General features: G+C 61.6%; 14 protein-coding genes. 4 read left to right on the top strand and 10 right to left on the bottom strand.

All coding sequences use genetic code 11. The features are described 5' to 3' along the window. Nucleotides 1-26: 26 nt before the first annotated feature. A complete protein-coding gene (gene uvrA, locus RTP54_RS08830) occupies nucleotides 27-2,948 on the bottom strand; it encodes an excinuclease ABC subunit UvrA (RefSeq protein ID WP_312362008.1) in 2,922 nt (973 codons plus the stop codon). Between the two features lie 280 nt (nucleotides 2,949-3,228). Here uvrA and RTP54_RS08825 point away from each other — a divergent pair, with 280 nt between their 5' ends. Continuing rightward, nucleotides 3,229-3,774 (top strand): single-stranded DNA-binding protein, encoded by a 546-nt coding sequence (locus tag RTP54_RS08825; protein WP_112805039.1) that lies wholly within the window; start codon nucleotides 3,229-3,231, stop codon nucleotides 3,772-3,774. Nucleotides 3,775-3,913: 139 nt separating this feature from the next. Here RTP54_RS08825 and RTP54_RS08820 read toward each other — a convergent pair whose 3' ends face one another. Next, the gene (locus RTP54_RS08820) at nucleotides 3,914-4,543 is read right to left on the bottom strand and encodes a MarC family protein (RefSeq protein ID WP_112805041.1); all 630 of its coding nucleotides are present in this window, start codon (nucleotides 4,541-4,543) and stop codon (nucleotides 3,914-3,916) included. A gap of 322 nt (nucleotides 4,544-4,865) precedes the next feature. On the opposite strand from RTP54_RS08820, the gene gyrA reads away from it, so the two are divergent. Continuing rightward, nucleotides 4,866-7,643 (top strand): DNA gyrase subunit A, encoded by a 2,778-nt coding sequence (gene gyrA, locus RTP54_RS08815; protein WP_112815491.1) that lies wholly within the window; start codon nucleotides 4,866-4,868, stop codon nucleotides 7,641-7,643. A gap of 47 nt (nucleotides 7,644-7,690) precedes the next feature. On the opposite strand, the gene RTP54_RS08810 is transcribed toward gyrA, so the two are convergent. Next, on the bottom strand, nucleotides 7,691-8,605 hold the full coding sequence (locus RTP54_RS08810; protein WP_312362007.1) for a LysR family transcriptional regulator: 915 nt from the start codon (nucleotides 8,603-8,605) through the stop codon (nucleotides 7,691-7,693). 94 nt (nucleotides 8,606-8,699) lie between these two features. Between RTP54_RS08810 and RTP54_RS08805 the strand changes: the two genes are divergently transcribed. Further along, on the top strand, nucleotides 8,700-9,734 hold the full coding sequence (locus tag RTP54_RS08805; RefSeq protein WP_312362006.1) for an NAD(P)H-binding protein: 1,035 nt from the start codon (nucleotides 8,700-8,702) through the stop codon (nucleotides 9,732-9,734). On the opposite strand, the gene RTP54_RS08800 is transcribed toward RTP54_RS08805, so the two are convergent. Continuing rightward, nucleotides 9,724-10,677, bottom strand: a complete 954-nt coding sequence (locus RTP54_RS08800) for a lytic transglycosylase domain-containing protein (protein WP_312362005.1) — start codon at nucleotides 10,675-10,677, stop codon at nucleotides 9,724-9,726. The genes RTP54_RS08805 and RTP54_RS08800 overlap by 11 nt on opposite strands. Nucleotides 10,678-10,753: 76 nt before the next feature. Further along, entirely contained in the window at nucleotides 10,754-11,263 is a 510-nt protein-coding gene (locus RTP54_RS08795) for an N-acetyltransferase family protein (protein WP_312362004.1), read from the bottom strand. Between the two features lie 36 nt (nucleotides 11,264-11,299). On the opposite strand from RTP54_RS08795, the gene RTP54_RS08790 reads away from it, so the two are divergent. Then, nucleotides 11,300-11,875, top strand: coding sequence for a helix-turn-helix domain-containing protein (locus tag RTP54_RS08790; protein ID WP_112815486.1), 576 nt, complete (start codon nucleotides 11,300-11,302; stop codon nucleotides 11,873-11,875). A 93-nt stretch (nucleotides 11,876-11,968) separates the two neighbouring features. Here the strand turns inward: RTP54_RS08790 and RTP54_RS08785 are convergent, their stop codons facing one another. The 5 genes from RTP54_RS08785 to trxB form a co-directional block, all read right to left on the bottom strand. Next, complete coding sequence (locus RTP54_RS08785) at nucleotides 11,969-12,772, bottom strand: aminoglycoside phosphotransferase family protein (RefSeq protein ID WP_312362003.1); 804 nt, start codon at nucleotides 12,770-12,772, stop codon at nucleotides 11,969-11,971. Nucleotides 12,773-12,837: 65 nt separating this feature from the next. Next, nucleotides 12,838-13,959 carry an alkene reductase gene (locus tag RTP54_RS08780; protein ID WP_112805057.1) on the bottom strand — a complete coding sequence of 374 codons (1,122 nt, stop codon included), beginning with the start codon at nucleotides 13,957-13,959 and terminating at the stop codon, nucleotides 12,838-12,840. Nucleotides 13,960-14,002: 43 nt separating this feature from the next. Further along, complete coding sequence (locus RTP54_RS08775) at nucleotides 14,003-14,293, bottom strand: ArsR/SmtB family transcription factor (RefSeq protein ID WP_112815483.1); 291 nt, start codon at nucleotides 14,291-14,293, stop codon at nucleotides 14,003-14,005. Nucleotides 14,294-14,910: 617 nt separating this feature from the next. Continuing rightward, nucleotides 14,911-15,807 (bottom strand): LysR family transcriptional regulator VtlR, encoded by an 897-nt coding sequence (locus tag RTP54_RS08770; RefSeq protein ID WP_077503906.1) that lies wholly within the window; start codon nucleotides 15,805-15,807, stop codon nucleotides 14,911-14,913. Between the two features lie 115 nt (nucleotides 15,808-15,922). After that, on the bottom strand, nucleotides 15,923-16,897 hold the full coding sequence (gene trxB / locus RTP54_RS08765; protein WP_112805061.1) for a thioredoxin-disulfide reductase: 975 nt from the start codon (nucleotides 16,895-16,897) through the stop codon (nucleotides 15,923-15,925). Between the last annotated feature and the right edge of the window lie 169 nt (nucleotides 16,898-17,066).

Here is a 17,066-nt window from a genome sequence, read left to right as displayed (position 1 = left end):
ATCGTTCTTCCCGGTCGGTGCCAGGTTCACTCGGCTGCCTCGACCTTTTTCATCGGTCGACGCTCCAGGAGCTCCTTCAGGAACTGGCCGGTGTAGGAGCGCGGCTCTTTGACCACTTCTTCCGGCGTACCCTTGGCGATGACTTCGCCGCCGCCGTCGCCGCCTTCGGGACCGAAGTCGATGACCCAGTCGGCTGTCTTGATCACCTCGAGATTGTGCTCGATGACCACAACCGAATTGCCCTGGTTGACGAGTTCATGCAGAACTTCAAGAAGCTTCGCCACATCATGGAAATGCAGGCCTGTTGTCGGCTCGTCGAGGATATAGAGCGTGCGTCCGGTCGAACGCTTGGACAGTTCCTTTGCGAGCTTGACACGCTGGGCCTCGCCGCCCGAAAGCGTGTTTGCCTGCTGTCCGACCTTGATGTAGCCGAGACCCACCTGGTTCAGCGTCACCAGCTTGTCGCGCACAGCCGGAACCGCGGCAAAGAACTCGACACCTTCCTCGACGGTCATGTCGAGCACGTCGGCAATCGACTTGCCCTTGAAGTGTACGTCGAGGGTTTCGCGATTGTATCTCTTGCCGTGGCAGACGTCGCAGGTGACGTAGACATCCGGCAGGAAGTGCATCTCGATCTTGATGACGCCGTCGCCCTGGCAGGCTTCGCAACGCCCGCCCTTGACGTTGAAGGAGAAGCGACCGGGCTGGTAGCCGCGGGCTTTGGCTTCCGGCAATCCGGCGAACCAGTCGCGGATCGGCGTGAAGGCGCCGGTATAGGTCGCCGGGTTGGAGCGCGGCGTGCGGCCGATCGGCGACTGGTCTATGTCGATGACCTTGTCGATATGCTCGAAGCCGTCGATGCGGTCGTGTTCGGCCGGGTTTTCCCGCGCGCCCATGATCCGGCGGGCAGCCGCCTTATAAAGCGTCTCGATCAGGAATGTGGACTTGCCGCCACCGGAGACGCCGGTCACAGCCGTGAAGATGCCGAGCGGTATCGACGCCGTGACGTTTTTCAGATTGTTGGCGCGGGCGCCGACGACGGTGATTTCCTTTTTCTTCTTCGGCTTGCGGCGCTCGCTGGGCACAGCAACCGACAGTTCGCCTGATAGATACTTGCCGGTCAGCGACTTCGGATTGGACATGATGTCGGCAGGCGAGCCTTGCGCGATGACCTCACCACCGTGAATACCGGCGGCAGGGCCAATATCGACGACATAGTCTGCCGTCAGGATGGCGTCCTCGTCGTGTTCGACGACGATCACAGTATTGCCGATATCGCGCAGATGGCGCAGCGTCTCGAGCAGGCGGGCGTTGTCACGCTGGTGCAGGCCGATCGACGGCTCATCAAGCACGTAGAGAACGCCCGTGAGGCCCGAGCCGATCTGCGACGCGAGCCGGATGCGCTGGCTTTCACCGCCAGACAGCGTGCCGGAATTGCGCGACAGGCTGAGATATTCCAGACCGACATCGTTGAGGAAGCGCAACCGGTCGCGGATTTCCTTGAGGATGCGAACAGCGATTTCGTTCTGCTTGGTGTTCAGACGCTCCGGCAAGCCCTCGAACCAGTCACGGGCGACGCGGATCGACATTTCGGTGATCTGGCCGATGTGCAGCGTGTCGATCTTGACGGCAAGCGCCTCCGGCTTCAGGCGGAAACCGGCGCAGGCCGGGCAGGGCGCTGCCGACATGTAGCGCTCGATCTCCTCGCGCGCCCAGGCGCTGTCGGTTTCCTTCCAGCGGCGCTCGAGATTGGGCACGATGCCCTCGAAATTCTTGGTGGTGTTGTAGGAACGCGCGCCGTCTTCATAATGGAAGACGATCTTCTCTTCCGTGCCGTGCAGGATCGCGTTTTGCGCAGCGGAAGACAGCTCATTCCAACGACTGCCGAGCTTGAAGCCGAAGACCTTGCCGAGCGCCTCAAGCGTCTGGTTGTAGTAGGGCGACGAGGATTTGGCCCATGGGGCGATGGCGCCGTCGCGCAGCGTGCGGTGCTCCTCCGGCACGATCAGCGCCGTGTCGATCTTCTGCTGGCTGCCGAGACCATCGCAGGTCGGGCAGGCACCGAAGGGGTTGTTGAACGAAAACAGCCGCGGCTCGATCTCGGAAATGGTAAAGCCCGAGACCGGGCAGGCGAACTTTTCCGAAAACAGCACGCGCTCGTGCGTTTCGTTGAGCGACTTGTTGGCCGAGCCGCCGGCGGCCGTTTCTTCCGGGGGCAGCGGCTTGTCGGCAAATTCGGCAACAGCCAGACCGTCGGCCAGCGTCAGGCAGGTCTCCAGGCTGTCGGCGAGGCGCGAGGCGAGATCCGGCCGCACGACGACGCGGTCGACGACGACGTCGATGTCGTGCTTGTACTTCTTGTCGAGGGCGGGCACCTCGGCGATTTCATAGAAGGTGCCGTCGACCTTGACGCGCTGGAAACCCTTCTTCATCAGCTCGGCGAGTTCCTTCTTGTACTCGCCCTTGCGGCCGCGAACGAGCGGCGCAAGAATATAAAGCCGCGTGCCCTCACCGAAGGCGAGCACCCGGTCGACCATCTGGCTGACCGTCTGGCTTTCGATCGGAAGCCCCGTCGCCGGCGAATAGGGCACGCCGACGCGCGCGAACAGCAGGCGCATGTAGTCGTAGATCTCGGTGACCGTGCCGACCGTCGAGCGCGGATTGCGCGAGGTCGTCTTCTGCTCGATCGAAATCGCCGGCGACAGGCCGTCGATCTGGTCGACATCCGGCTTCTGCATCATCTCCAGGAACTGGCGCGCATAGGCAGACAGGCTCTCGACATAACGGCGCTGGCCTTCGGCATAGATCGTATCGAAGGCGAGCGACGACTTGCCGGAGCCGGAAAGCCCCGTCATCACGATCAGCTTGTTGCGCGGCAGATCGAGGTCGATGCCCTTGAGATTGTGCTCGCGCGCGCCACGAATGGAGATGGTCTTGAGTTCGCTCATCGGAAGCCAGCTTTTGCATGTCTGTTGGAAAGCCCCTATGTAATGACGCTAACGCCCATGTCGAGGCGCAATCGGCAAAACTGGTGGCCATTTCGATTCGGTTGACAGGATCATAGGCAAATACTAGAACAAATAAAGAACAAACATTGCGCAAATCGACTAAATCTGTTGTGGATTATGCATGATGCGGGGCGTATCCGCGGCAACGGACCGCTAAGATGCGCGCTCTTGAAATTCGAAAGCCGCGTCGGTGGCGCGGCAAAACCACGGGAAAAGCAATATGGCTGGTAGCGTCAACAAGGTGATCTTGGTCGGAAACGTCGGGGCAGACCCGGAAATCCGGCGCACGCAGGACGGCCGGCCGATCGCCAACCTGCGCATCGCCACATCGGAAACCTGGCGCGACCGCAACAGCGGCGAACGCCGCGAGAAGACCGAATGGCATACCGTGGTGGTCTTCAACGAGGGCCTCTGCAAGGTGGTAGAGCAGTACGTCAAGAAGGGCGCCAAGCTCTATATCGAAGGTGCGCTGCAGACCCGCAAGTGGCAGGACCAGACCGGCAACGACCGTTACTCGACCGAAATCGTGCTTCAGGGCTTCAACTCGACGCTGACCATGCTTGACGGTCGCGGCGAGGGCGGTGGCGGCGGCGTCAGCCGTGGCGGCGGAAGCGATTTCGGCGGCGCCAGCAGTGGTGGCTACGACGACTACGACCAGCAGCCGCGCCAGTCTTCCGGCGGCGGACGCTCGGGCGGCGGCCAGGGTGGTCAGGGCAGCCAGGGCGGCAACTTCTCGCGTGACCTCGACGACGACATCCCGTTCTGATCGACGCACTCAGCGTCACGAACGTCTCTGCGCGTGCCGCGACAACAGGAGCCGATCACCATCATTACATCAAAAGGGCCGGAAAACCGGCCCTTTCTGCGTTCATTCGAACGCTCGGTCTGTTGAAATCTCGATTGTCTCACATGGCCATTGCCGATTTCACGCCATCGACCACGAACTGCACGGCCAGCGCCGCCAGGATGACGCCGAGCAGGCGGGTGAGGATCGCACGGCCGGTAACGCCAAGGAAACGATCGATGCGCTCTGCGATGACGAGCGCCAGGAACAGGCTAAACATCGACAGCGCGATGACGATCAGCAGCTGCGTGCGCTCGACCGCCGTCGGGAACGAGCCGGCGAGCAGGATCGTCGCCGAGATCGCGCCCGGTCCGGCGATCAGCGGCAGGGCGAGCGGGAACACCGCGATATTGTGGATGTGGTCCTTGATCGTCGCATTCTCGCCGGTCTTTTCCTTGCGCTCCTGACGCTTCTCGAAAATCATCTCGAAGGCAATCCAGAACAGAAGCAGGCCACCGGCGATGCGGAAGGCGCCGATCGAGATGCCGAGCAGCCCGAGGATGCCGTTGCCGAAGACGGCGAAGGCGGCAAGGATGAAGAAGGCGATGAGCGAGCCGCGCGTCGCCACCTGACGGCGTTCCTGCCGGCTGAGACCGACGGTCAGGCTCAGGAAGATCGGGGCGAGCCCCGGCGGATCGAGCGTGACCAAAAGCGTCGTAAGTGCGTTGACCAGGAGGTCGACATTGAACATCCGTTTCCCCTTCCGGATTGTCTCGTGCCCCGGGTATTCCCGGTGACAGGACGGCATTGTTAGGCATGCGAGGGGGGCTTGGGAAGGGGTTGGTGGCCAAAGCTTGAGCAATAGCTTAATGAGGGGATGACGGAACGTTCTCGCAGCCGTTCAGGCCCGGCAGCCGACTTTGTCTCCAGCACTTCCGATTTCCGCCGCAATGCCCTAGAAAAGCCTGCTCCGACGGCAAAAGACTGTTCACAACCACGGGCCAAAATTGGCGCTGAGAGGCGCATTCCGCTATAAATATCCGACTGATTCTGAACAAAGATCGTGATCACAATTGACTGAGCAAAGCACTCCGGGCGGCGGAAAGACTCCGCCAGGCATCGAGCCGATTTCCATCATCGAGGAAATGCAGCGGTCCTATCTCGATTACGCGATGAGCGTTATCGTCAGCCGCGCGCTTCCAGACGTGCGTGACGGTCTTAAACCCGTTCACCGCCGCATCCTCTACGGGATGAGCGAGCTCGGCATCGATTGGAACAAGAAATACGTCAAATGCGCCCGCGTCACCGGCGACGTGATGGGTAAGTATCACCCGCACGGCAACTCGGCGATCTATGATGCGCTGGCGCGCATGGCACAGGACTGGTCGCTGCGGTTGCCGCTGATCGACGGTCAGGGCAACTTCGGTTCCGTCGACGGCGATCCGCCGGCGGCAGAACGCTACACCGAATGCCGCCTGCAGAAGGCTGCGCACTCGCTGCTCGACGACCTCGACAAGGAAACGGTCGATTTCCGCGACAACTACGACGGCACGCTGAGCGAGCCGGTGGTGGTGCCCGCGAAGTTCCCGAACCTGCTGGTCAACGGCGCCGGAGGCATCGCGGTCGGCATGGCGACCAACATTCCGCCGCACAACCTCGTCGAAGTCATCAATGGCTGTATCGCACTGATCGACAACCCGGCGATCGAACTGCCGGAACTGATGGAAATCATCCCCGGGCCGGACTTTCCGACCGGCGCGCTCATCCTCGGCCGTTCGGGCATCCGCTCGGCCTACGAGACCGGCCGCGGCTCGGTCATCATGCGCGGCCGTGCACATATCGAGCCGATGCGCGGCGATCGCGAACAGATCATCATCACCGAGATTCCCTTCCAGGTGAACAAGGCGACGATGATCGAGAAGATGGCCGAACTGGTGCGCGACAAGCGCATCGAGGGCATCTCGGACCTGCGCGACGAATCCGACCGCCAGGGCTACCGCGTCGTCGTCGAATTGAAGCGCGACGCAAATGCCGACGTCATCCTGAACCAGCTCTACCGTTATACGCCATTGCAGTCGTCCTTCGGCTGCAACATGGTGGCGCTCAACGGCGGCAAGCCGGAACAGATGACGCTGCTCGACATGCTCAGGGCATTCGTCTCCTTCCGCGAAGAAGTCGTTAGCCGGAGAACAAAGTACCTCCTGCGCAAGGCGCGCGACCGCGCTCACGTCCTGGTGGGTCTTGCCATCGCCGTCGCCAACATCGACGAAGTGATCAAGCTGATCCGGCAGGCGCCCGATCCGCAGACAGCGCGCGAACAGCTGATGGAGCGTCGCTGGCCGGCGCACGACGTCGACAGCCTCATCCGGCTGATCGACGATCCGCGTCACCGGATCAACGAAGACAACACCTACAACTTGTCGGAAGAACAGGCGCGCGCCATTCTCGACCTGCGTCTTCAGCGCCTGACAGCGCTTGGCCGCGACGAAATCGGCGACGAACTCAACAAGATCGGCGAGGAAATCAAGGATTACCTCGACATCCTGTCGTCGCGCCTGCGCATCATGACGATCGTCAAGGATGAACTCACGGCCATCAGCCAGGAGTTCGGCACGCCACGTCGCAGCGAGATCGCCGAAGGCGGTCCCGACATGGACGATGAGGACCTGATCGCCCGCGAAGACATGGTCGTGACCGTCTCGCATCTCGGCTACATCAAGCGCGTCCCGCTGACGACCTATCGCGCGCAGCGTCGCGGCGGCAAGGGCCGTTCGGGCATGTCGACCAGGGACGAAGATTTCGTTACCCGGCTATTCGTTGCCAATACCCATACGCCAATCCTGTTCTTCTCTTCGCGGGGCATCGTCTACAAGGAGAAGGTCTGGCGTCTGCCGATCGGCACGCCGCAATCGCGCGGCAAGGCGCTGATCAACATGCTTCCGCTGGAAGCGGGTGAACGCATTACCACGATCATGCCGCTGCCCGAGGACGAAACGACGTGGGAAAACCTCGACGTGATGTTCTCGACCACACGCGGCACGGTTCGCCGCAACAAGCTGTCGGACTTCGTCCAGGTCAACCGCAACGGCAAGATCGCGATGAAGCTCGACGAGGCTGGCGACGAGATCCTTTCGGTCGACACCTGTACCGAACATGACGACGTCATGCTGACGACGGCGCTCGGCCAGTGCATTCGCTTCCCCGTCGACGACGTGCGCGTCTTTGCCGGCCGCAATTCGATCGGCGTGCGCGGCATCAACCTTGCCGACGGCGACCGCATCATCTCGATGGCCATCCTCGGCCATGTCGATGCCGAGCCATGGGAGCGCGCGGCCTATCTGAAGCGTGCGGCTGCCGAGCGGCGCACGACGAATGGCGACGAAGAAGAAATCGCTCTGGTTGGCGAAGAAGTTACCGAAGGCGGCGAACTCAGCAATGAGCGTTACGAAGAGCTGAAGGCACGTGAACAGTTCGTGCTGACGGTTTCGGAGAAGGGCTTCGGCAAGCGTTCATCGTCCTACGACTTCCGCACCTCGGGTCGTGGCGGCAAGGGCATCCGCGCCACCGATACGTCGAAGACGGCTGAAATCGGCCAGCTGGTCGCCACCTTCCCGATCGAAGACAACGACCAGATCATGCTCGTTTCCGACGGCGGCCAGTTGATCCGCGTTCCGATCAATGGCGTCCGGCTTGCGAGCCGCGCCACCAAGGGCGTGACGATCTTCTCGACGGCAAAGGACGAAAAGGTCGTCTCGGTCGAACGCATCAGCGAGCCGGAAGGTGACGAAGAGGGCGAGGACCTGGTGGCGGCCGAAAATGGCGCACCGGAAACACCTGAAGCCGAAGCCTGATAGACTGCTTCAATCAACAGAAAAGCCCGCCAATCGGCGGGCTTTTCTTATTGGGTGGAGGGCACCTCCTGCGAGCGCAGATAGACCTTCAATCCCTTTGCCAGCGCATCGAAGACGACACGGCAACGGGGGGCGTTCTTCAGGTTTTCATGCATCACGAGCCAGGTCTCGAGCTTCATCGTGAAACTGTCCGCCAACACGGGCAGAATGTCGGGATCGCGCGCGGCAAGTGCGTCCTGGCAGATACCGATGCCGAAACCGGCGCGAATGGCGGCAAGCTGTGCGAGGTTGCTGTCGGCTTTCAACGCGAAGCGCACTTCGGGTAGTCCGGGTGTGCGCGCCATGATGGCGCGGATCGCCGCCGTTTCGCGGTCATAGCCGATCAGACTGTGATTGCTGAGATCGGCAAGGGTCTGCGGCGTGCCGCGGCGCTCCAGATAGCGGCGGTGGGCATGGAAGCCGAGCGGGACGGCTCCGATATGCAACGCCACGAGCGCATCCTGGCCGGGCACCGCCATGCGCACTGCAATGTCCGCCTCCTGCCGAAGGATATCCTCGATCGCATCGGAAGCCGACAGCTCGATCGTCAAGTCCGGATAGCGCTCATGCAGCTCGGCCAGGATCGACGGCAACACCTCGATGCCGATCACCTCGCTGGCGCTGATGCGCACCGTGCCGCTGACGGCGCCTTGCCTGCCGGAGGCGGCGCGAAGCAGCGCGGCCGACGTCGCTGCCAGTGTTTCGGCATAGGGCTCGAGCGCGCGCGCCGCATCGGTCGGCAGAAGCCCTTGCGGCGAGCGCGTGAAGAGCGCAAAGCCAAGCATCTCCTCCAGCGCGTCGACATGGCGCCCGACCGTCGGCTGCGTGAGGCCGAGTTCTCGCGCGGCCGCCGACAGCGATCCTTGCCTCAGCACCATCAGGAACGTCCGGTAATAGTCCCAGCTTGGCTCGATCTTTGTCATACGGAAAAGTATAGCAGCGAAAGATAAATCGACAATTCCGTTTATCTTGGAATACCGGGGACAGTGTCACCATCAGAAGCGATGGAGACGTTTGATGACCGACAGATCACAGAAACCACGAACAGTTCTCGTGCTCGGCGCAACCGGCGGCATCGGCGGCGCCGTTGCGCGCGGCCTCAGCCAACGGGGATGGAAGGTGCGCGCACTCAACCGCAATTTCGCCCGGGCGGCCGCGAGCGCACCGCGGTTCGAGTGGATCGAGGGCGACGCCATGCGGCGACTGGACGTTCGTGCAGCGGCCGAAGGCGTCGAGCTGATCGTGCATGCTGTCAATCCGCCGGGCTATCGCAACTGGGGTAAACTGGTCCTGCCGATGCTCGACAACACCATTGCCGCGGCCAAGGCAGAGGGCGCACGCATCCTCCTGCCGGGCACGATCTACAATTTCGGTCCCGATGCCTTTCCGGTTTTGACCGAAGAGAGCCCGCAGAACCCGCACACAGACAAGGGCACGATCCGCAAGGAGATGGAACTGCGGTTGAAGGCCGCTTCAGAAACCGGCGTTGGCGTGATCATCCTGCGGGCAGGGGATTTCTTCGGTCCCGACGCCGCCAACAACTGGTTCTCGCAAGGGCTGGTCAAGCCGGGCAAGCCATTGGCCGCGATCAGCTACCCCGGAAAGAAGGGTGTCGCCCACCAATGGGCATATCTGCCTGACGTGGCCGAGACGATGATCCGGCTGGTCGAGCGCGCGGCAGAGCTGCCGGCGTTTGCCGTCTACCACATGCGCGGTTTTGTCGACGATGACGGCACGAAGATGATTGCGGCGATCCGGCGCGCCGCGGGCGGCGACCGACTTCCGGTACACGCCTTCCCGTGGTGGCTGATGACGCTTGCCTCCCCCTTCGTTCCGCTTTTCCGCGAACTGCGCAAGATGCGCTATCTTTGGCGCCAGCCACTCGAGATGCCGAACGAAAGGCTGTTGGCGACGCTCGGCGAGGAGCCTCATACGCCGATCGACGAGGCGGTGGCAGCGACGCTCAAGGCGCTTGGCTGCGCGTCCGCCACCGCCGGCCGCATCGCAACAGCCGAGGGCTTGCCGCCGGCAAACATGGCCGTCAGTTCCTGAACACCAGGCAGGCGCCACCATTTTTCCGGATGGTGGCGCAAAGCGCATTGGCCTCCGCCTGGCTGTCGCGACCGATGCGGGCGGCATAGCGAATGCGGCGACCGAAGCTGGCGTTGCGCTCCCGCAAGAGCAGCGCCTTCTCGCTGCGGATCGGGTCCGGCAACCGCTTGACCGCGTTGACGAACAGCCGCTGCGCAACGGACTTCTGGAAGTGGGCCGCGAGTTGCACGCCCCAGGGCGCCCATTCGGCTTCGTCGATCACGTCGATCTCGCGCAGTTGCCGTGTGCTCGCGAGCGCGACGCAGCCGTCGAGAAAATTCTTGCTTTTGTCGAGCGTCAGATCGAGCACCTTGGGGGGATTGTCGCGCCAGTCCTCGACGCTATAGGCGGTGATCGCCAGCACATAGTTTCGGGTCTCGGAGGGCAGCCAATCGACTTCGAGGAAACGCTCGAGACCGTTCTCGCCAGCATTGTAGGCGGCCGCCGCGAAACCGACATTGCCGTAGCGGGCCTTCAGCTCACCGAGATATTCGGCCGATTTCCCCAAGGCGGCAACGACGTCGAAGCTGTTTGAAAGGCCGCGCATTTTCGCCGTACCCGGCATGAACTGCGCGATGCCCTCCGCGCCCTTGGGACTGACCGCATTCGGCCGGAACAGGCTCTCGCGCCAGATCAGGCGTGCGAAGAAGGCCGGGGGCAGGTCGTTGGCGGCAGCGTAATGATCGATGACGCTGCAAACGTCTCGCTCGAAGCTTTCCTTCGTAACGCAGAGCGATTTGGCAGGATCGGTCGCCGACTGGCCGATGTAGATGCATCTGGCACGCACCGGCACGTCATCGATACGCGCATGTGCAACATCCTGGTTCCCCACATTCGCGGCTATCAGCAGCGCGAGGAGAACTCTGGCAGCAAACGCAGGACCTTTTGACGTGCCGTTCCTCATGCCGTGTCGCCCGTTGTCTCATCAAACAGACCCGCTTCCTACATAGCATCTTGCAAGCGGTGGAAAAACAGATCTGTCAGGAAGGCGAACCCGTGGTCAGCACCAGTTGCATGAAGGTCAGGTCGAGCCAGCGGCCAAACTTCGTCCCGACTTCACGCATGCGACCTGTTTCGATGAAACCGAGCTGCTGGTGGAGCCGGATCGAAGCCGCATTTTCCGACTCAATGCCTGCCACCATCACATGCTTGCCGAGACGCTCGGCTTCGGCGATCAGGGCGACCATGAGATTGCGGCCGACACCGCCGCCGCGGCTGTCGCGGTGGACATAAACGGAGTGCTCTACCGTGTGCCGATAGCCGTCAAACGCCCGCCAGTCGCCGAAGGAGGCATAGCCGACGACATCGCCGGTGTCAGACACGGCCGTCAACACCGGGTATCCGGCACCGCGTCTCGTCTTGAGCCAGGCGGATCGATTGGCGAGATCGACGATGGTCTCGTTCCAGATTGCGGTCGTGTTGGCGACCGCGTCGTTGTAGATGTCGCGGATGACCGGCAGGTCATCTTCCGTTGCTTGCTTGATCAGCATGTTGCCTCGCATATTCGTCCACGATATGACTACGCGATGGACAATAAAGTGTACAGCCTCGAACAACGGATCAGCGATCGTATTCGGCTTGAAAGGGAGGTTCGTGGGTGGTCGCTGAGCGAACTTGCCACACACTCCGGCGTCTCCCGCACGATGATCCACAAGATCGAACGGGGAGACAGCAGCCCGACGGCCGCGCTGCTGGCGCGGCTTGCGGGCGCGTTCGGGCTGACGATGTCGAGCCTGATCGCCCGGGCCGAGATGAGCCAGGGTCGGCTGTCGCGACGACAGGACCAGCCCGTGTGGCGCGACCCGCAGAGCGGTTACCTTCGCCGCCATGTCTCGCCGCTGTCGGATCAGCCACTCGACCTCGTTGAGGTCGAACTACCGCCGGGCAGCGACGTGCCGATCCCGGCCGCAGCCTATGCCTTTCATCGGCGGTGGGTGTGGGTGAAACACGGAATCCTGACCTTCGTGGAGGGCAACGAGACGCATGTGCTGGGCGAAGGGGACTGCCTGGAACTCGGTTCGCCGCAGGATTGCGTCTTTCGCAACACCGGCAGCGCGCCATGCATCTACGCAGTCATCCTTGTGAAAACCGGTGCGACCTAGAGGATCTGCCTAGAGGTCGACACTGAAGGCGGACGAAGGGTTTCGGCACTACATTGGTTGTGCATTGCCCCGTTCCTCAGGGCGCACAGGTCCTTAACGGTCAAGCTCGGCGATGGCGATGCGAGCCATCGTGAGATCGCTTTCGACGCCGTGATCGTCACCGTCCTCCATGAACCAGGCGGCGGAAAGCCCGGCATAGGCCAAAATCCACTGAAGGAGCCGGCGGGGTGCCAACCCCGTCTCCTCGGCAACGACGGGCAGGTGCCGTTGCAGCCGTCCAGGCGCGGTTACGAGCGGCAGTTCCGGATTGCAAAACAGGTTGGCATAGTCGTAGCCGCGGTCGCCAAGGACGCGCTTCGGATCAATCGCCAGCCAGCCGCGGTCGCCAAAATCGAGGATGTTGGCGTGATGAACGTCACCATGCAGCACGACCGGCGGCCCGGGATCGGCAAACAGGGTTTTCGCCGTTTCGAGCGCGCGCGCAAACAAACCACCGTGAACGGGCGCGGCGGCCTCAAGCGAGGAAAACCATTTGTCGAGAGGCACGAGATCCGACGGAAAGGCGACCGGGCGCGGGGCGTGAAGCCTGGCGACGGTGCGGCAGATGATGCGGGTTGCGTCTAGGTCGCTTCCCGTCATCGCCATGTGGAACAGGTTCTTCTGGCTGTCCGTCCGCTCCATCAGAACGGCGTCGGCGTCCGATTCATAGACGCATGCAGCACCGTGACCGTTCCAGTAGACGAGCGGCAGACGACCGAACTTCTCCTCCGGGTCGTGAGCGATCTTCAGCATTGCCGGCCGGTCACGATAGCGAACCGGGTAAAGATGGCTGGAGGGCGTGGTGATCAGCGCGCCATCGGGCAGCAATGACCATTTATCAAAGTAGGATGATGACATGAACGGAGAGGCTTCCCGGGAAACATGCCCCGCCGGGTGACGGGGCATGAAGCCATGTGGGAGCGTCAGGCGACCTGTTCAAGGGACGGGTAGTCGGTATATCCCTTGGCGCCGCCGCCGTAGAACGTCGCCTGATCGGGTGCATTCAACGGCGCGTTCTCTTTCAGCCGCTCGACGAGATCAGGATTGGAGATGAAGGGCTTGCCAAAGGCAACCAGGTCGGCCTCGCCGCTGGCGACTGTCTCGACCGCAAGGTCGCGATCATAGCCGTTGTTTGTCATCCACGCGGCCTTACCGCCGGCTGCGACATAGACTGCGCGCAACGCATCGTAATCGAACGGACGTTCGCCCTGCTGGTGGTCGCGCGGACCGCCGGTCGCTCCCTCGATGATGTGGATGTAGGCGAGGGGATAGCGCGCGAGGTGCTTAACGACGTAGCCGAAAAGCGGTTGTGGTTCCGGATCGAAAGCGTCGTTGGCAGGCGTTACCGGCGAGAGGCGAATGCCGACACGGCCTGCTCCGATTTCCGAGGTGATGGCATCGACCACCTGGAACAGGAATCGGGCGCGGTTCTCGATCGAGCCGCCATAGGCGTCGGTGCGCGCATTCGAGCCGGACCGCAAGAACTGATCGATCAGATAGCCGTTGGCGGCGTGGATTTCGACGCCGTCGAAACCGGCATCGATCGCGGCGCGCGCTGCCTTGCGGTAATCTTCGACAATGCCGTCGAGCTCGGAAATCTCGAGCGCGCGCGGCTCGGAGGTTTCGGCAAAGGCGCCCGTGCCATCCGGATTGATGAGAAAGGTCTTGGATTTCGCGCGGATCGCCGAAGGTGCCACCGGCTTGCCGCCATCCGGCTGCAGCGTGTCATGCGAGATGCGGCCGACATGCCACATCTGCACGACGATCCGGCCACCACGGGCGTGGACTGCATCGGTCACCCGACGCCAGCCATCAAGCGCTTCCGGCGTGTAGAGACCGGGCACGTCGGCATACCCCTGGCCCTGCTGGGTGATTGCCGTCGCTTCGGTGATCAGCAGACCCGCCGACGCGCGCTGTTCGTAATAGGTGGCATTGAGCGTGTTCGGCACGGCTTTCGGCGAACGGTTGCGTGTCAGCGGCGCCATCACGATACGATTCTTCAGGGTAATGTCGCCGATGGTGATGGGGTCGAAGAGGGTAGCCATTGCAGGTCCTTTCGGTTTCAGTTTCGTCTTGGGGAGGGGATGATCACAGGCTGCCGATATCCTTGAGGAAGGCAGCAATCGTGTCTTCATTGCGCTTGTAGAAGACCCACTGGCCGAGGCGCTTTGTCGTCACCAGGCCGGCGCGCTGAAGGATGGCGAGATGCGAGGAGACGGTTGATTGCGACAGGCCGCAGCGCTCGAACTGCCCGGCACAGACCCCCATTTCAAACGGATGTTCCTGTGTGGGGAAATGCGCTTCGGGCTCCTTCAGCCAGGCAAGAATGTTCACGCGTGCCGGGTGGGCCAAGGCCTTCAAGATTTCGTCTCTGTCCATCGTTTATCGCCATATCGTGTTTTATCGATAGATGTATCGCCGATACCAGATATACAAATCACAAGACCGTGAGCGGGGAAAAGGCAAAAAAAGAGGGCCGCAAGAAAACTTGGGCCCTTGTAGTTGTGAAGGTAATTAGAACCTCCAGAGGGGAACAGCTGCTGCGGTGGCGGGGGAGGAGAAAGCCACCAAGAATGCATCAGCTGCATTTTGATATGGTAAGCGAAGAACCGGTTTTCAATAGCCGGCTGTGAATTTCGTCACGGTTCGCCCGTGTCCAGATAGTAGACAAAAAAAGAGGGCCACAAGATGACTTGGGCCCTTATAGTTGTGAAGGTAATTAAACCTCCAGAGGGGAACAGCTGCTGCGGTGGCACTGGGAGGAGAAGCCACCAAAGATGCATCAGCTGAGTGTGGTATGCTGCTTTTTTGGGCGGGCAACAATCATTTAATATGCATGTCAGCCATGACATGCGCGCATCCCTGCCTAATTTTGCGTCGCACAAAGAAAATGCGGCGCACATTGTGCGCCGCATCATTGATATTTCTCTTACAAAACAGGACGTTGCCGACCTACTTCGAAAATGCCCACTGAATGAGCACCGGTCGTTTCGGCATCAGAAGCTCCAGTTCCGGGCCTTGGCAACGATATAGTCGCGGAAGACCTTGAGCTTGGCGGCGTTCTTCATCTCGTCGGGATAGCAGAAGTAGGTGTCGAAAGACGGAATGTCGGCCGCTATCGGAAGCTGTATCAGTCCAGGGTCGCGGCCGACGATGTAGTCGGGCAGCATCGCGATACCTATACCGAGCAGGCAGGCGCGCTTGATCGAGGTCTGGCTGTTGATCTGCAGGTGCGACGTGCGCGGATTGTCGGAATCGCGGCCGGCGATTTCCAGCCAGTTGACGTCGAGCAGGTAGTTGGGCGCAGGCTCGCCGAACGTGATGATGCGATGATTGTCGAGATCATCCAGCGACTGCGGTTCGCCATGCTTGTTGATATAGGAGGGCGCCGCATAGACGTGCATGTGCACCGTGAACAGCTTGCGCTGGATCAGGTCGGATTGCTGCGGCTGGCGCAGGCGAATGGCACAGTCGGCATGGCGCATGTTCACGTCGAGCTCCTCGTTGTCGAGGATCAGCTGGACCTGGACATCCGGGTGCAGCGACATGAATTCCTGGATCTTGTCGGTCAACCAGCCCTGGCCGAGGCCCACGGTCGTGGTGATGCGCAGCTTGCCGCTCGGCTTGTCCGTCGTCTCGCTCAGCTGAACCTTGACGCTCTCGAGCTTCATCAGGACTTCATGCGCCGTCCGGTAGAGGATTTCGCCCTGCTCGGTCAGGATCAGGCCACGCGCATGGCGGTGAAACAGCTTGATGCCGACATCCTGTTCGAGCGAACTCACCTGGCGGCTGATCGCCGATTGCGAGAGGTGGAGCTTGTCTGCCGCATGCGTAAACGACCCAGCCTCGGCCGCCGCGTGAAAAATGCGCAGTTTGTCCCAATCCAGCGACATGAAGTCCCCCATATGAATCCACCCCGGGGGACGGGATCATGTCCTCCGGGTGCGGCTGATGCATCTGTTCCCACACGGGAAGGCGCCTTGCGGGGAGCCTCCCGATTCGCAGCTTCTATTCGGCTGCAATTGCGACGGGCATATGACCCGCCAGGTATTTCTCGGCCTCGAGGGCTGCCATGCAGCCCATGCCGGCAGCGGTTACCGCCTGGCGATAGATATCGTCGGTGACGTCGCCTGCGGCAAAAACGCCCGGTACGTCGGTCGCCGTCGAATCGGCCGCCGTCCACAGATAGCCGTTCGACTTTTGCCGAAGCTTGCCCTTGAACAATTCGACCGCCGGTGCGTGACCGATCGCCACGAAGACGCCGTCGATTGCGACGTCGGACAATTCGCCCGTCTTGACGTTGCGCAGCTTGACGCCATTGACCGAGGCCGGCATCGGCGGCTTGGGGGCAGCGCCGAGATACTCGACGACTTCGTGATCCCAGACGATCTTGACGTTCGGCTTGGCGAACAGGCGCTCCTGCAGGATCTTCTCGGCGCGGAACGAATCGCGGCGGTGAACGACGGTCACGGTCTTGGCGAGGTTCGAGAGGTAGAGCGCCTCTTCAACGGCCGAATTGCCGCCGCCGACGACGATCACGTCCTTGTTGCGATAGAAGAACCCGTCACAGGTGGCACAGGCCGAAACGCCGAAGCCCATGAAGGTCGGCTCTGTCTCGATGCCGAGCCACTTCGCCTTGGCGCCGGTGGCGATGATGAGCGCGTCAGCCGTCCAGTCGTTGCCGCTGTCGGTCTTGACGCGGAAGGGCCGAACGGAAAGATCCACGTCCGTCACCAGATCGTTGACGATCTCGGCGCCGACATGCGTCGCCTGCTTCAACATCTGTTCCATCATCCATGGACCCTGGACCGGATCGGCATAACCGGGATAGTTCTCCACGTCAGTGGTGATCATCAATTGACCGCCCTGTTCCATGCCGGCGATCAGAACCGGTTCCAGCATCGCACGCGCCGTGTAGATGGCGGCTGTGTAGCCAGCGGGGCCGGAGCCGATGATCAGCACTTTTACGTGGCGGGCAGTCATGATCTTGTCCTTCGCTCACCGGGCAGCCGAGGCCCGACCGGTTCCGTTACATCCTAGGCAAATAGGTCCATACTTTAGGTATTCCCACCGGTGACTTTCAAGGGCGGCGGCAGTGATACACACAAGTGCTTGATCCCTTGCGGCCGATTTGACACCAGATCGGGCATTT

Origin of the sequence: Ensifer sp. (assembly GCF_031989085.1) — a bacterium.
Lineage (GTDB): Bacteria > Pseudomonadota > Alphaproteobacteria > Rhizobiales > Rhizobiaceae > Ensifer.
This window is presented reverse-complemented; position numbering and strand designations above follow the sequence as displayed.

Bases quoted from the DNA above. Each gene is read 5' to 3' on its own strand.
- uvrA (WP_312362008.1), bottom strand. From the start codon at position 2,948: ATGAGCGAACTCAAGACCATCTCCATTCGTGGCGCGCGCGAGCACAAT.
- RTP54_RS08825 (WP_112805039.1), top strand. From the start codon at position 3,229: ATGGCTGGTAGCGTCAACAAGGTGATCTTGGTCGGAAACGTCGGGGCA.
- RTP54_RS08820 (WP_112805041.1), bottom strand. From the start codon at position 4,543: ATGTTCAATGTCGACCTCCTGGTCAACGCACTTACGACGCTTTTGGTC.
- RTP54_RS08810 (WP_312362007.1), bottom strand. From the start codon at position 8,605: ATGACAAAGATCGAGCCAAGCTGGGACTATTACCGGACGTTCCTGATG.
- RTP54_RS08805 (WP_312362006.1), top strand. From the start codon at position 8,700: ATGACCGACAGATCACAGAAACCACGAACAGTTCTCGTGCTCGGCGCA.
- RTP54_RS08800 (WP_312362005.1), bottom strand. From the start codon at position 10,677: ATGAGGAACGGCACGTCAAAAGGTCCTGCGTTTGCTGCCAGAGTTCTC.
- RTP54_RS08795 (WP_312362004.1), bottom strand. From the start codon at position 11,263: ATGCTGATCAAGCAAGCAACGGAAGATGACCTGCCGGTCATCCGCGAC.
- RTP54_RS08790 (WP_112815486.1), top strand. From the start codon at position 11,300: ATGGACAATAAAGTGTACAGCCTCGAACAACGGATCAGCGATCGTATT.
- RTP54_RS08785 (WP_312362003.1), bottom strand. From the start codon at position 12,772: ATGTCATCATCCTACTTTGATAAATGGTCATTGCTGCCCGATGGCGCG.
- RTP54_RS08780 (WP_112805057.1), bottom strand. From the start codon at position 13,959: ATGGCTACCCTCTTCGACCCCATCACCATCGGCGACATTACCCTGAAG.
- RTP54_RS08775 (WP_112815483.1), bottom strand. From the start codon at position 14,293: ATGGACAGAGACGAAATCTTGAAGGCCTTGGCCCACCCGGCACGCGTG.
- RTP54_RS08770 (WP_077503906.1), bottom strand. From the start codon at position 15,807: ATGTCGCTGGATTGGGACAAACTGCGCATTTTTCACGCGGCGGCCGAG.
- trxB (WP_112805061.1), bottom strand. From the start codon at position 16,897: ATGACTGCCCGCCACGTAAAAGTGCTGATCATCGGCTCCGGCCCCGCT.